Source organism: Parvibaculum sp. (assembly GCF_002684405.1).
Lineage (GTDB): Bacteria > Pseudomonadota > Alphaproteobacteria > Parvibaculales > Parvibaculaceae > Parvibaculum.
In genome coordinates, this window is sequence record NZ_NYVD01000184.1 from 1 (window position 1) to 13,827 (window position 13,827).

The following is a 13,827-nucleotide window of genomic DNA, read 5'->3' on the forward strand; positions in this document are numbered from 1 at the left end:
CAAATGCCGGGTTAGCGGCTATCTGACGGAAACCTACGGTTTCGAGGGTGCCACAGGATTCAAAACCGTAGGTTTTCGTTCAAATGCCCCCGCTGGTCCTATATGCTCCAAACCCTTCTGGAGGCGATTGAGAATAAGTACCAGATTAACTCCTCTTTTCCCAAGGGATACAACTGCAATACCAGCAATACCGAGGTCTCAGCAGAGTGGATTAAAATTGAGAGACCGGATTAAACCGGGCTGTCTATTTAGCTATGGCTAGGCCGTGATCGTAGATAAAACTTGATTGGGGTACAATCTTTATCCTCTGAAGACCTGAAATTGTAATCCCGCGATGTATTCTAACGTTGTCATAACTGATAATAGCAGGTGTGCCTTCATGATCACTCAGTTCTATTTGTCGTAGTTCATCAAGAACAAACATCAATCGCTTTTCGCCATCTTTACGAGGAGTTATATCAACCAGCGTCCCATCTGGATGACTCCAAACAGCATGGAACTGAGCTTCTATGAAGTCATTCTTCGTATCCTGGCTTATAATCCATCCATGAATGACCCCGCCCCCATGATAATTGCACATAACCAAAACATTAAAATGGCAATTATCTGACTCAGGCCTGAAGTGATCTGGCTTTTTATACTTCAGGAACTGAATATTTTTCTCGGGCAATTGCAATTCAGAAAGCAAACGTCTGACAGCCGAATTAACTTTCTTTGGAGACTGGGATTTCAGCTTGAGACTATTTACGTCAGGCATTGCTTTCCACCATCTGCGATAAATGTAGGAGCTGGCAGAAGATATTGACCTTGGCCTGCTGGCTCACACTGTTCGCCGTACTATTAGCCAGTGACGGATTGCCAACAATGACAGCCAAAGACTGAGCCCTGGAGATAGCAACGTTGATCCGATTCTTATCAAAGAGAAAATCCATACCGCGTGGAGAGTCATTGGCGTCGCTGGCACACATGCTGAAAAATACTACCGGCGCTTCTTGCCCCTGAAACTTATCCACGCTGCCCACTTTGGCATTTGGCCCTAATGCTTCACGTATTTTATTAACCTGAAAGTTGTAGGGCGCTACGAACAACATGTCATCCCATCCGATCGGGCGCGTTTTACCGCCCTTATCGCAAAATACCCGACCCAATATATCCTGGACCGCGTGCTGAATGGCTTCTACTTCCTCATCACTGGCTTGCGTATTCCCTTCGTGTTCAACCGGAATAAAAATGACACCGGCTTCCTTATTTATCGCACCTGTATAATCGATAGGAACCTTGATTACCTGCTTGTCATTATCTGGATGAGAATGCAGTTTTCCTTCGTAGATGGCCTCGCTAATGAACCGGTTAACCGCTGAGTGCATCCGATAGGTTGTTTCCAGGAACACACCTCGGTCTTCAGAGATTGTTGGGGTGTGGTGAAGCAGATAGTCCAGCGTGGACAGGCCGCTCTCCCCCGGATGGGTTCCTTGCGCCGGTTGCCCTAGCTGCATCTGATCACCCATGAGGATAATGTTGCTGGTTGCACGACTCATAGCAATGAGGTTGGCCACTGAGACTTGTCCAGCTTCATCAACGAACAGGTAATCGAACTGTCCCTGTAGATCATCCCTGGAGAAACCCCAAGCCGTGGTGCCAATGACGCAAGCCTGTCTGGTATAGCTTGCAATGTCCTTGTTCTGAAGTACCGAAATTCCCAACGCCTGAATTTCATCATCAGTATCTTTCGTACAACCGAAGAAAGCCTCAATACCCTCGTCTATGCAGTATCTGGCTGTTCCCACCAATAAATTGTTGATTGCCTTGTGGGAGTTCGAGCTGATACCCACCCTTTTGAGGGTCGGCCGGGATTCGTGCGAAAATGGGCCTAAAGTGTCGTAACCAGTTGTTCTATAACAATCTTTCTCTGCCATGTATTGCTCCGCCGTCAGCCGACGGCATCTGGACTTGGTTCTAGGTCCGTTACGATCACCTTTACGGTCTCTCCATTGCGACGCGCCTGAATGATGCGAGCGATGTCCGTATCCTCCAGCAGAACCGCCAGTTTGTCCTTTTCGCTCGCCATCGCATGCAGCTCCGACCGTAGTGCCGCTTCGGTGGCGCGCAGTGTCGCTATCTCCTGCTGGGATGCCTCGACCAGGCCTTCGATTTGGACCAATGATCCCTGGGTGGTCTTAAGAGCCAGCTCCAGTTGAGCAGCCAGTCGCTCCTGCTGATGGGCTTGGCGCTGGACATCGCGCAGTTCGGTGGCCAGGCGCTCATTGTCGCGGTTCAACTGGGTGGCTTCACTCTGCTTCACCACCAGGGTCTGCTGCAACTGGCGCAACTCCGCTTGGACCTGCTGCAGTTGGCCCTCATGCCGGCGCTGGTCCTGCTCGCGCTGTTCTTTCACGGATTGCCGATAATGCTCCAGGGCCTCGCGAGCATGGCGGTGCTTTTCCTCCAGGGACTGCCGGTGGACCTCGCCCTCCTGCAGGCGAGCCTCCAGGCCGCGGATCTGCTCTTCCAGGCGCTGTCCGCTCAGGCGTTCCTGCTCCAGCGCGGCGACGGTGGTCTTATGGCCAGCGTGTTCCGCCTCCAGCATGGCCAGCGTGGCGCCATGCTCTTCCCGAGCATGATCCAGGGTGCGCTCCCTCTCCCGGATAGTAGCTTGCAGCTGCTGGGCTTGGGCTGTGTGCTGGAAGGTAGCCTGCGCAACAATGGCGTGGGCCTCTTCGTGCAGTCGGGCCGCCAGGCGCCCCACCAGCTCTTTGAGGGTGTCGCTGAGCAGGCCGGCATCGTCCAGGCGGGTGCCTTCCTCTTCTTCCAGCTCTTTGAGATAGCGGTGGATGGTGGTCTTGGAGCCGGTATTGCCAAGCTCGATGCGCACGGCATCCAGCGAGGGGTGCTGGCCCCGCGCCCGGATGGCATCGCGCGCCTGTTGCACAAGGTGTTTGTTGAGGCCGGCCCGAGCCATGATGCGTCTCCCTGATTATTTAATACCGTAGTATGTACTATGTATATACATACTAAATATAACTCAGGATGTACGGGATTCTAAGGTATTTATAATATTGGATAATGGGGCGTTATCCCGTGTAAGACCGGTTTTGCGGCTGCCAGCCAGGAAAAACAGTACAGGGAGATGAAAGCCAGTCCACTGGACCAACTGGCGGAGTGCGGAGCGCAAATGAACCTGGCAGCGATGAGATTGGCGCAGTTCGTCTGGCTGTCATGTTACGCCCAGGCATCAGGCATCAGCCATCGCGTCTACCCAGACTATGGTGGCGTTTATGTGGCAACCGCCCTGATTTGGCTCCGGGTCATTGCTGATGACGTGAAGCTGTTCGCGCCTATTGGCCAGGGACTGGGGTTGCGCCACTTGGCACGTCAATCATGGCGCTGAGCTTGTACGACAAGGCTTGGCATATGGTTTTTCCGATTCTTGAGCAGACTCCATCAGGCAGTTACTTAACGAGTGGGCCAGCGGGTATGCAGGTCGTCAATGACAAAGGTGTGAGCGTGTTGACCCTCTGGGCCATACTCGAGCAAATGCGGATGATCTGCCGGCAATGCGTCGTGGGTATGGTGCAGGCGCTCGTTGTCGTCCTTCGGCCACAGCCATAGCGCCGCTGTTACGCCGACGGCAGCCAGCCCCGCCATGACCCATAGTGCGCTGGGAATGCCGGCCCTGGCGCCGAGCCAGCCGACCAAGGGATAGGCCAGCAACCAGCAGGCATGCGACAGGGAGAACTGCGCGGCATACAGTGCGGGGCGATCGACCTCGTGAGATGACCGGCGCAACAGGCGTCCGCTGGGGGTCACGAGCGCGGAGTACGCCATCCCCAGCACAAACCAATCCACCAGCATCGCCGGCCAACGAGCGGCCACCGCCAGCGCTGACCAGATCAGGGCAAGTCCGACCAGGCCCAGAGTCAGCACGGCGCCGGACACCAGCATGACACTGCGGTCAGAGCGGCGTTCCAGCAGCTTGGGTAATACAAACGCCATCAGCATTGAGCCTGCGCCAAACGCTGCCAAGGCAATGGCGACCGCGCTCTCCGGTCGCGCGAGCCCGCTACGAACGATCACCACCGTGTTGACGATCACCATCGCACTGCCAGCCGCGGCGGCCAGGGTGAGGGCCAGCAGCCCGCGCAGGCGCGGCGTGGCGAGATAGATACGCGCCCCGCTGGTGAGCTTGCGCCGGACACTCGTTTTCAATGGTTCTGCCGGCGCCTGCGGCAGCGCCACTGAAACGACCAGCAGGGCCGACCCCAGAAAGCCGACAGCAGTGCCCAGAAACAACTCGTGGTAGGTGACTACGGCCAGCAAGGCCGCCGCCAAGGCCGGACTCAGCAGGTTCTCCAGGTCGTAGGCCAGCCGCGACAGCGAGAGGGCCTTGGTATAGTCGTCTTCCTCGGGGAGTACCTCCGGAATGGTGGCCTGGAAGCTGGGCGTGAAGGCCGCCGAACAACTCTGCAGCACAAAGATCAGCACGTAGATTTGCCAAACCTGATTGACCCACGGCAGCAACAGCACCACCGTCAATCGGGCGACGTCGAGTGCCACCAGCAAGGCGCGGCGCGGCAGGCGATTGGCATAGGCGCCCGCCAGTGGCGCGACAAGCACATAGGCCACCATCTTGATCGCCAGCGCGGTCCCCAGCACGGCGCCGGCATCCTGGCCTGCCAACTCGTAGGCCAGCAGGCCCAGGGCGACGGTGGCCAGCCCAGTTCCTACCAGAGCCACTATCTGCGCGAAAAATAGGTGCCGGTAGGTACGGTTCCCCAGAATGTCAATCATATGCAGAAATCCGTACAGGCTGCTTGCTGTGTCCCCGCTTCAATCGCATGGGGGCATGCCCGTTCACCAGCAGCCGGTAATACGTATCCAATACTACGACTCGTCGGTATGCCCTATATAACCAGCATTTGGGCATCTTCATGGGTGACGTGGAAAGGAGCGGGAAATCCGCCCTCCTTCTGTGCTCCCTACAGGCAGTGAACGGTGGTGCCAGCTCCAGTGACGCTTGACCCCCGTTACCGCCGTCCGGTGTGGTTTGCACCGATGTAGTTTCCTAGCTCGTCCAGAAAAAGGCGATTGCGGTTTTCGGCAGGGCTTTAAACATGCTCGCCCCCTTTGTTTGTTGATTGTTGATTGGATGAATCATTTGCTTCCTCTTCATCACCATGGTGTCGTCCACCTTTTTCACTGCGATCGATCAAGCGGTAAAACAGGGGCACAAAGAAAATGGCCAGCAATGTGGCGGCGGTCATGCCACCCATTACACCGGTACCTACAGCGGCGCGTGCACCTGCACCAGCACCACTGGAGAACGCCAACGGAACAACGCCCAGAATAAACGCAAACGAGGTCATCAAAATGGGACGGAACCGCAAACGGGCCGCTTCCAGAGAAGCGTCAAGGGCGCTCATACCTTCTTCACGCTTCAGCACCGCGAATTCCACGATCAAAATCGCATTCTTCGCAGCCAGACCTAGTAACGTCACCAGACCAATCTGGAAATACACGTCATTGGTCATGTCGCGCATCCACACCGCAAGCAGCGCGCCGAACAAGCCAAACGGCATGGCCAGCAGCACCGAAAACGGAAGGGTCCACTTTTCATACTGGGCAGCCAGAATCAGGAACACCATCAGCGCACCCAAGACCAGCGCAAAGCTGGAAGAACCTTCAGAACGCTTTTCCTGAAACGAGGCACCAGAAAAGTCGTAGCTGAAATCATCCGGCAACACCTCGGCTGCAATGTCCTCAATGGCCTGAATGGCTTCGCCTGAACTGATGCCTGGTGCACCACTGCCCAACAGCTTTACAGCAGGTAGATTGTTAAAACGCTCCAAAGTTTCCGGCCCTTGTGAAAACTCTACTTTGGCAAAGGCCGAAATCGGGATCATTTCGCCAGTGTTCGAGCGCACATACATGTTGCCAATGTCAGTCGGGCTTTTGCGATATTGCGCATCCGCCGACATCAACACCTGCCAGGTACGACCGAATTTGTTGAAGTCGTTCACATAGTAGGTACCCATGCTGGCCGCAAGGGTGTCGAACACTTCATTCACGTTCACGCCCATTGCGCGGGCACGTTCGCGGTCCACATCCACATATAGCTGAGGCGTGCCGGGGCGCCACAATGTTTGTACTCCAGCCAGGCGCGGGTCTGCATTGGCTTTGGCCATGAAGGCGTTCATCACCTTGGCCAGCTCGGCTGGGCCGCCTTCGCCACGGTTTTGAATATAGAACTCAAAGCCACCGGCATTGCCCAAACCGAAGATGGGTGGTGGTGCAAAAGCCAGCACCAACCCTTCCTGAATGCCCGCAGTCCGGCCAAACAACTCGCCCACCAAATCAGTGGTCACAGCCTCGCGGTCGTCCCAATGGCGCTGGGTTACGAACATGGTGGCCGCGTTGTTTTTGAAACTGCCGCCCAGGACGTCAAAGCCTGTAAACGCCAAGGAATACTCGTTGGCGGGGTTGGCGGCCACTGCATCCACCACCTCGGCAACCACTTTGTCGGTGCGCTGAAGTGTTGCGCCATCGGGCAAAAATACGGCCGCAATAAAATAGCCCTGGTCTTCATCAGGAACCAATGAACCCGGTGTGGCCTTGAACAAACCAGCAGTGACCACCAGCATCACCAGAAACAAACCAATACCAATGGCTGGACGCATGCTGATGAATTTCACGCCACCCACGTACTTGGTCGTTACCCGCGCAAACCAGTTATTGAATGCGGTGAAAAACTTGCCTGGTTTTTTGTGCTCGTGCTTGAGCAGCAGCACACAAAGGGCCGGGGTCAATGTCAACGCGACAATGCCGGATACGATCACAGCAATGGCGATGGTGATGGCGAACTGACGATACAGTTCACCGGTCAAGCCGCCCAGGAAACCGATTGGAATGAACACCGCTGAAAGTACCAGCACGATTGCAATCACCGGGCCGGTTACTTCCTGCATGGCTTTGATCGCCGCCTTGCGCGCGCCCAAGCCCTCTTCATGCATGATCCGTTCTACGTTTTCCAACACCACAATGGCGTCGTCCACCACAATACCGATGGCCAGCACCATGCCGAACAATGTCAACGTGTTGATGGAATAACCCAGCAAATAAAGCCCTGCAAATGCGCCCAGCAATGAAACAGGCACGGCCACAATCGGAATCAAGGTGGCGCGCCAGTTCTGCAAGAATACATACACCACGATGAACACAAGTATCATCGCCTCGACCAGCGTTTTCACCACTTCACGAATGGACACCTCCGCGAATCGCGTGGTGTCATAAGGCACTGCGTAATCAAGACCTTCCGGAAAGTCCGCAGCAATTTCATCCACCGTGTTTTTTACATTCTGAGCCACGTCGAGCGCGTTGGCACCCGGCTGCAGGAATACTTCTACCAGCGTGGCTGGCTTGCCATTGATACGACCTGTGAAGTCGTAGTCCTTCGAGCCCAACTCGACACGGGCCACGTCTTTCAGTCGAAGTGAGGAGCCGTCCGGATTCACGCGAATCAGGATATTCTCAAACTCCTCAGGTTCACTCAGACGACCTTGGGCAGTCACGGTGTAAACCAGTTCCTGGCCATTGTTGTTGGGTGCTTGCCCCACCTTGCCCGCCGCGAACTGTGCGTTTTGCTCATTCAACGCGGCAGCAATGTCACCCGCAGTCAGTTTTAACTGGGCCATGCGATCGGGCTTGATCCAGATGCGCATGGCATAATCTTTCGCACCGACAATATGCACGTTGGTGGTGCCGGGAATCCGCTTGATGCGGTCGAGCACGTTCAAGGTCACATAATTCGAGGTGTAGAAGTCGTCAAACCGACCGTCTTCAGAATAGAACGCCAACACCTGAAGGAACGACGAAGAACCCTTGTTCACAGTCACACCCTGCCTGCGTACTTCCTGCGGCAAAATGTTTTCAACCTGTTTCACACGGTTATTCACGTTCAGCGCGGCCTGGTCCGGGTCAGTGCCAATTTCGAACGTCACCATGATTTCAACCACGCCACTGCTGGCCGAAGTTGAACTCATGTACATCATGTCTTCCACCCCGTTGATCGCATTCTCAATGGGTGCAGCCACAGTGCTGGCAATCACCTCAGCGGAAGCACCGGGGTATACGGCACGAACCTGAACCACCGGCGGCGCAATTTCAGGGTACTGCGCAATCGGCAAACCACGCATGGCGGCCAAGCCGGCCAGCATGATGAAAATCGACAACACGGCCGCAAACACAGGCCTGTCGATAAAAAATTTCGAAAACATGTTTTACCCCTTATTGCTTCTGCTCAGTGGCTGGCGCGGCTTTAGCCGGCGCTGCTGCTTCAGGCTGGTTGTTGGCACCAGCGATCACGGGTTGTACTGGGGTTCCCGGGGGCGCTTTCATGAATCCGTCGGTGATCACTTTGTCGCCTGCCACCAAACCGTCAGTCACCACCCATTGGTCGTCTTTCCACTGCGCAACCTGAACAGGTCGGGGTGCCACCGTGTTTTCGGGGCTGACAGTCATCACGACCTTGCCACCTTCCGGATTTTCAAGAACAGCGCGCTGTGGCAACAACACGGCATCCTTTTGTACCGCACCGCTTACGCGGACCCGCACAAACTGCCCAGGGCTAAGCACTTCTTTGTCATTGACCAGCACGGCTCGGGCATCCACTGTTCCCGTGGCCGGGTTCACGCGCACATCCTGAAAGCCCAGCTTGGCTTTAAAACCCATGGGCTTGCCGTCGGCACCCAGTACTTCGACCACCAAATCGCCCCCGGGCATTGAGACGGCACCGCTGGCCACGCCTTTGCGCAACTGCTCATGGTCTTTTTCCGGAATACCGAAGTTCACATACACCTGATCAATCTGGGTGACAGTGGTCAACAACTCGGAAGGGCCAGATACAAAACTGCCCTCTGAATACAGGGAGCGGCTTGCAAATCCGTTCACCGGCGATTCAACTTTGGCGTAATCAAGGTTCAGGCGTGCAGTGCGAACAGCCGCACTAGCCACTTGCAAATCTGCTTTGGCGACTTCAAACGCGGATTGGGCACCATCCAGCTCTGACTGCGAAACCGCCTTGCTCTCAGCAAGTGGCATCACGCGCTTGTAATCACGCTCAGCCTGCGCAGCACGAACCTTGGCGGCATTTTCATCAGCCAAAGCGCGGGCCAACGCGGTTTGGTACGGTGCGTTGTCCAGGCTGTACAAAGATTGGCCTTTCTTCACACGACCGCCTTCTTCGAACAGTCGGCGTTCGATAATACCGGCCACACGGGCGCGAATTTCAACCTCGCGCAGTCCCGCAATTTGGGCTGGGTATTCGTAGGTTAATTCCAGTTGTTCTGTTTTCACTTCAACCACCGGAACTGGTGCGGCTTGACCGGCACCGGGACCTCCGGGGGCTTGGGCGTCTGCGCCCTGACCACAACCCAGCAACAAAACGCTGGACAAAACGGTCACCAGCAGCGAAGGCAGAAGGGTGGCTCCTGCAAATGCGCGACTGTAAGGGGAAGCTTGAGTTTGCTTTGAATTCAATGAGTTGCTGTGCATGATATGTGCCCTGTTATATCCTTGTGGGAATTTTTCGGGTTGATTTACTGACCGAGAAGTCAGATAATACATACATACACGAGTGTATGTAAATATTTTTTCAAATTTTGGTGACAACAATTGTGGTAAGAAAAACGAAGGAAGAAGCGCAGGAAACACGCAATCTGATTCTGGACACGGCAGAGACCGTTTTCTCAGAAAAAGGAGTGTCACGAACCACGCTGAACGATATAGCCAAGGCAGCCGATCTGACACGGGGCGCCATCTATTGGCATTTCAAGAACAAGGCCGACCTGTTTGACGCCATGTTACAGCGCGTCATATTACCAATGGATGAATTCATCGCCACACACGACCTGCACCCCGAGCAGCAACCCCTGGCCTACCTCAGAATTCGATCCATGCATGTGGTTCGCACCTTGGCGGAAAACCCACAGATTCAACGGGTTTTCGACATCGTGATGCACAAAACAGAGATGGTTGATGACATGTTGCCCATCCGCGACATGCACCTCGAAACGATTCAAGGTTGCCTGCAGACCATTGAAACTGATTTCCAGGCGGCCATTGACAAGGGTGAATTACCCGCCAGCACCAATGCCCGACGGGCGGCGATTGGTCTTCATTCACTGATTGACGGCCTGTTCGCGAACTACGTGCTGAGCCCGGAATTGTTCGACCTGATGGAACAGGCCGAATTCACGATCGACAACTACCTGCACGGACTGGTCAACCGCAAATAGTTCAGACCCTGCCCGTGACCGGAATGCCCGCACCATTGATGTCGCGGGCGGCATCTGACAACAAAAATGCAATGACGCCCGCCAATGATTCAGGGGTGACCCAATCTGCGGGGTCCGACTCAGGCATGGCAGCCCGATTGGCTGGTGTGTCCAGAATACTGGGCAACACTGCGTTGGCGCGAATTCCCAAATGTTTGTTTTCCGCCGCCAATGCCTCGGTCAAACGCAACACACCCGACTTGGCAGCCGCATAAGCACCCATGCCCTCGACCGCTTTGCCGGCCGCAGCCGCGCCAATGTTCACAATCACGCCACCTTGCTGGTCCTGGAACTGGGGCAATATGGCCTGGCACATGTTCACTGTGGTTTGCACATTCATGGCGTACTGGGCGTTCCAGGTGTCCAGGCTGCTCTCTGCCTGCCGTTCCCATGCAAAACCACCGGCGATATTGACCACTGCGTCAATCTGGCCGAAATATTCCCAGGCCTGATTCACCACTTCCTGAGCATGCTCGGGCAGGGTCAGGTCTACATTGCCAATCGACACCGCATCCGTTTCGCCGTCCCAATCTGGTTGATTCAGATCGATCAACAACAGGCGATATCCCAAACCACCCAAATGCACGGCCACCGCCTGCCCCAGATTGCCCGCTGCACCGGTGATGATCGCCACTGGACTGCTGTTCATAAGAAATATCTCCTGCCATGAAGTTGAATTTTTGACTATTCTGACATGAGCCCACCTGTTTCATGCCCCCGCCCGCTTTGAATACCCCCTTTAAGGGCAACGCATTGGTGCAATGTTGAACAGGTACCAAGCTGCCGTTCACAAGACATACCCGCAAATTGTTGGAGCATGTCATGTGGAACGGTCTGTTTTTTGGTTTGGTCAGTCTCTTCACCCCCCAGGCCAGTCTGCCCGACACGGCGGCCATGGAGGCCGAAATCCACCAGTTCGCCCAAGTGTATTCCATCGACACCGGCCGGATCCATGTACGCAAAAGCACCATGAACAATCCGTCACCGTTTCTGACGAACAGCGGAGTCAAAGCCTGTGTGTTGCATGTGAACCAGCATGCCGATGCAAAGCGCGTGTGGTCGCATTTTCTCGACACTGGCCACGAGGGTTCAGAATCCGCATTCCTTGCATTCACTTCTGCCCACGAACTGACCCACTGCCTGATGTCGGAAAAGGGAAAACGCGTTGCCGCCAGGCAGGCGCTGCAGCAGCATTTGGGTGTTCAATTCAAGAACAATATGCATTTCGAAGAGACACTGGCCGATTTGGTCGGCTTGGCCTATGTTCAAAAAGTGGCCCCTGAGTATTACGACGTGGTCTTCAAACGCGTGAAATCCATTCGAACCGACTTCTCCAACCGTGACCCTGAACACGACAGCTCTCAGGCACTACAGGCCCACACCATTGCTTTTGCCGCCCAGCTGTTTGCAAAACCACAGAATGTTCGACTTGCCGACGCCAGCGTGCGCTAAAAATCTCCTGTGAATTGTGTTTTGCAAGGGCACGACCCAAAAAAGCGTGCTTAAATTCAAACGACCGTTTGAATAAACTTTGCACGCACAATTTACAGGTGAATCTCTTGAACAGCTTTCAGTCCGTTTTCCGCCCAAATCTATTTGCAGGCCAAACCGTGCTGGTCACTGGCGGCGGCTCGGGCATTGGTCGCTGCACCGCACATGAACTGGCCAGCCTGGGTGCCGACCTTGCACTGGTCGGTCGCAAAATGGAAAAACTCGAAACCGTCAAAGCGGAGATCGAGCAAACCTGTTCCGTCAAAATTTCACTGCACAGCTGCGACATTCGCGAAGAAGACCGAGTCAGGGAAACCGTGGCCGATGTGCTGGCCGCACACGGCAAAATCAACCACCTCATTAACAATGCGGGTGGCCAGTTTCCTTCCCCTTTGAACATGATCAGCGGCAAAGGCTTCGAGACCGTGGTGCGCAACAACCTCACCGGCGGCTTTCTGATGGCCCGTGAAGTATTCAACCAATACATGATGTTGCATTTGGGCGAGGCAGACATGTCCATTACCAACATCATCGCCGACATGTGGAATGGCATGCCGGGCATGGGCCACTCCGGCGCCGCACGCGCGGGCATGCTGAACTTTTCGGAAACGGCATCCAATGAATGGGCACCCGTGCGAGTGAACGCGGTAGCTCCCGGCTTCATCGCATCAAGCGGCATGGACACTTACCCCGAACCCATGAAGCAAACCATCATGCAACTGGACAAAACCATACCCCTGCAACGACTGGGTTTGGAAGCAGAGGTGTCTGGTGCTCTGGTATTCCTGTGCAGCCCTGCTGCCTCATTCATTTCAGGATCCTGTATTCGAATCGACGGTGCAGCGCCCAATGCGCGCCGCATCTGGCAAGTCGGCACAGGCAAAGCCAATCCGGCGTTTAACAGCTTTCATCTGGGCGGCGTACCGGAAGTCATTCAACGCCGCGATGCTGCACGTGCGGCTGCAAAAAGTAAATAAGAACTCAAGCAGGCACGCGGCTTGACTTGATCAAGGGGTTTTGCGCCCATCCCCTCGAAATCGGCATCAGAATGATGACGGCCAAATGAACGCGCTTTTTGTGAATTCTTCGAAAAACTGCCAAATAATTAAAAATAGGCATAGATAACTAAAATGATAAAAGCTTCTGCTGTGAGAATGACCCTCATGCTTGTTCAAGCAATAACTGCGCGTACAGTGAAATAGTCTTTTGACTAATGGTAGACATCGCCAAGACTATTACTACTAGTAGACAAAGTTGTGAGGTGTCCACATGTCTAAAGATGTAAATAAGCTACTCGCAGGTCAACTTCTGATTGTTGAAGATGACGCCATTACTTCTGAACTTATATCAAACAACCTCACAGCATTAAAGAAAATCCGTATTGTTGCAAACGGTAAAAGTGCAGTTAAGTTTTGCCAATTGTATAAACCAGATATCATTGTGCTAGATGTTTACTTACCAGACATCAATGGTATTGAGCGCTACCGACTTCCTAAAGAAGCCACTATCTCTCTCAACTCTTCAACAATGACTTGTTAAACACTTGAATACTTCAAAACAATTAGAAACATATCGAGAGTTGATACATGTAGATCAATTGACTGGTGTGTTTAGTCGGTACTATTTTAGTATGCACTCAATACATCATAAGCGGCATTTTCATCAGCATGGACAGTAGTTGAGCCGCAGATATGCTTTGTCATCGCTGCTTCAACGGCATCTGAATTTTCAGAACGAATAATAACAAGTAAACTTGAGGGGCGTTTTCGGGTTAGCAATCAACACCCCTCTAAATAGTTCTAGTAGAGGATGATGCTTGCGTTTGCTCTAACTGTCACATTGCCAGCTGGATCGATAATAGTACCCGCATTGGCGTAAATTGTACCGCCGAGACTCTTTTTATACTCCTTTGACTGTACAACCCAATTCATAGTGTAGATTGTATTGGGTTTTATCGGTGCTGTGAACTTTACATCCATGTGAGCTCCAAGCATAGGACCAAATTTCA

12 protein-coding genes and 1 pseudogene are annotated in these 13,827 nt (G+C 53.9%); 5 read left to right on the forward strand and 8 right to left on the reverse strand.

The window, feature by feature from the left end:
* Positions 1 to 244 precede the first annotated feature (244 nt).
* From CMI59_RS16790 to CMI59_RS16800, 3 genes are read right to left on the reverse strand one after another with little or no spacing between them, the layout of a single operon-like run.
* The gene (locus tag CMI59_RS16790; protein ID WP_293329380.1) at positions 245 to 757 is read right to left on the reverse strand and encodes a hypothetical protein; all 513 of its coding nucleotides are present in this window, start codon (positions 755 to 757) and stop codon (positions 245 to 247) included.
* On the reverse strand, positions 750 to 1,916 hold the full coding sequence (locus tag CMI59_RS16795) for an AAA domain-containing protein (protein WP_293329381.1): 1,167 nt from the start codon (positions 1,914 to 1,916) through the stop codon (positions 750 to 752). The genes CMI59_RS16790 and CMI59_RS16795 overlap by 8 nt, the downstream gene beginning before the upstream one ends.
* 14 nt (positions 1,917 to 1,930) lie before the next feature.
* Complete coding sequence (locus tag CMI59_RS16800; protein ID WP_293329382.1) at positions 1,931 to 2,959, reverse strand: DNA-binding protein; 1,029 nt, start codon at positions 2,957 to 2,959, stop codon at positions 1,931 to 1,933.
* 213 nt (positions 2,960 to 3,172) lie between these two features.
* On the opposite strand from CMI59_RS16800, the gene CMI59_RS16805 reads away from it, so the two are divergent.
* The gene (locus CMI59_RS16805) at positions 3,173 to 3,388 is read left to right on the forward strand and encodes a hypothetical protein (protein WP_363102555.1); all 216 of its coding nucleotides are present in this window, start codon (positions 3,173 to 3,175) and stop codon (positions 3,386 to 3,388) included.
* A 65-nt stretch (positions 3,389 to 3,453) separates the two neighbouring features.
* On the opposite strand, the gene CMI59_RS16810 is transcribed toward CMI59_RS16805, so the two are convergent.
* The 3 genes from CMI59_RS16810 to CMI59_RS16820 form a co-directional block, all read right to left on the reverse strand.
* On the reverse strand, positions 3,454 to 4,788 hold the full coding sequence (locus CMI59_RS16810) for an MFS transporter (RefSeq protein ID WP_293329383.1): 1,335 nt from the start codon (positions 4,786 to 4,788) through the stop codon (positions 3,454 to 3,456).
* 317 nt (positions 4,789 to 5,105) lie between these two features.
* Positions 5,106 to 8,270 carry a multidrug efflux RND transporter permease subunit gene (locus tag CMI59_RS16815; protein ID WP_118845416.1) on the reverse strand — a complete coding sequence of 1,055 codons (3,165 nt, stop codon included), beginning with the start codon at positions 8,268 to 8,270 and terminating at the stop codon, positions 5,106 to 5,108.
* A 10-nt stretch (positions 8,271 to 8,280) separates the two neighbouring features.
* The gene (locus CMI59_RS16820) at positions 8,281 to 9,546 is read right to left on the reverse strand and encodes an efflux RND transporter periplasmic adaptor subunit (protein WP_162898083.1); all 1,266 of its coding nucleotides are present in this window, start codon (positions 9,544 to 9,546) and stop codon (positions 8,281 to 8,283) included.
* 110 nt (positions 9,547 to 9,656) lie between these two features.
* On the opposite strand from CMI59_RS16820, the gene CMI59_RS16825 reads away from it, so the two are divergent.
* Positions 9,657 to 10,289, forward strand: coding sequence for a TetR family transcriptional regulator (locus CMI59_RS16825; RefSeq protein ID WP_293329384.1), 633 nt, complete (start codon positions 9,657 to 9,659; stop codon positions 10,287 to 10,289).
* A 1-nt stretch (position 10,290) separates the two neighbouring features.
* Here the strand turns inward: CMI59_RS16825 and CMI59_RS16830 are convergent, their stop codons facing one another.
* On the reverse strand, positions 10,291 to 10,977 hold the full coding sequence (locus CMI59_RS16830) for an SDR family NAD(P)-dependent oxidoreductase (protein WP_118845422.1): 687 nt from the start codon (positions 10,975 to 10,977) through the stop codon (positions 10,291 to 10,293).
* Between the two features lie 173 nt (positions 10,978 to 11,150).
* On the opposite strand from CMI59_RS16830, the gene CMI59_RS16835 reads away from it, so the two are divergent.
* The 3 genes from CMI59_RS16835 to CMI59_RS16845 all read left to right on the forward strand — a co-directional run bounded on the left by CMI59_RS16835 (position 11,151) and on the right by CMI59_RS16845 (position 13,358).
* Complete coding sequence (locus tag CMI59_RS16835) at positions 11,151 to 11,780, forward strand: hypothetical protein (RefSeq protein WP_118845425.1); 630 nt, start codon at positions 11,151 to 11,153, stop codon at positions 11,778 to 11,780.
* Between the two features lie 98 nt (positions 11,781 to 11,878).
* Positions 11,879 to 12,796 carry an SDR family oxidoreductase gene (locus tag CMI59_RS16840; RefSeq protein WP_293329385.1) on the forward strand — a complete coding sequence of 306 codons (918 nt, stop codon included), beginning with the start codon at positions 11,879 to 11,881 and terminating at the stop codon, positions 12,794 to 12,796.
* Between the two features lie 292 nt (positions 12,797 to 13,088).
* On the forward strand, positions 13,089 to 13,358 hold the full coding sequence (locus CMI59_RS16845) for a response regulator (RefSeq protein WP_015068647.1): 270 nt from the start codon (positions 13,089 to 13,091) through the stop codon (positions 13,356 to 13,358).
* Between the two features lie 260 nt (positions 13,359 to 13,618).
* Here CMI59_RS16845 and CMI59_RS16850 read toward each other — a convergent pair.
* Positions 13,619 to 13,827: pseudogene (locus CMI59_RS16850) on the reverse strand (protein dehydratase); the annotation flags it as partial.

Excerpts from the sequence above, each read along its gene's own strand:
- CMI59_RS16790 (WP_293329380.1), bottom strand. The coding sequence starts at position 757 with ATGCCTGACGTAAATAGTCTCAAGCTGAAATCCCAGTCTCCAAAGAAA.
- CMI59_RS16795 (WP_293329381.1), bottom strand. The coding sequence starts at position 1,916 with ATGGCAGAGAAAGATTGTTATAGAACAACTGGTTACGACACTTTAGGC.
- CMI59_RS16800 (WP_293329382.1), bottom strand. The coding sequence starts at position 2,959 with ATGGCTCGGGCCGGCCTCAACAAACACCTTGTGCAACAGGCGCGCGAT.
- CMI59_RS16805 (WP_363102555.1), top strand. The coding sequence starts at position 3,173 with ATGAACCTGGCAGCGATGAGATTGGCGCAGTTCGTCTGGCTGTCATGT.
- CMI59_RS16810 (WP_293329383.1), bottom strand. The coding sequence starts at position 4,788 with ATGATTGACATTCTGGGGAACCGTACCTACCGGCACCTATTTTTCGCG.
- CMI59_RS16815 (WP_118845416.1), bottom strand. The coding sequence starts at position 8,270 with ATGTTTTCGAAATTTTTTATCGACAGGCCTGTGTTTGCGGCCGTGTTG.
- CMI59_RS16820 (WP_162898083.1), bottom strand. The coding sequence starts at position 9,546 with ATGCACAGCAACTCATTGAATTCAAAGCAAACTCAAGCTTCCCCTTAC.
- CMI59_RS16830 (WP_118845422.1), bottom strand. The coding sequence starts at position 10,977 with ATGAACAGCAGTCCAGTGGCGATCATCACCGGTGCAGCGGGCAATCTG.
- CMI59_RS16835 (WP_118845425.1), top strand. The coding sequence starts at position 11,151 with ATGTGGAACGGTCTGTTTTTTGGTTTGGTCAGTCTCTTCACCCCCCAG.
- CMI59_RS16845 (WP_015068647.1), top strand. The coding sequence starts at position 13,089 with ATGTCTAAAGATGTAAATAAGCTACTCGCAGGTCAACTTCTGATTGTT.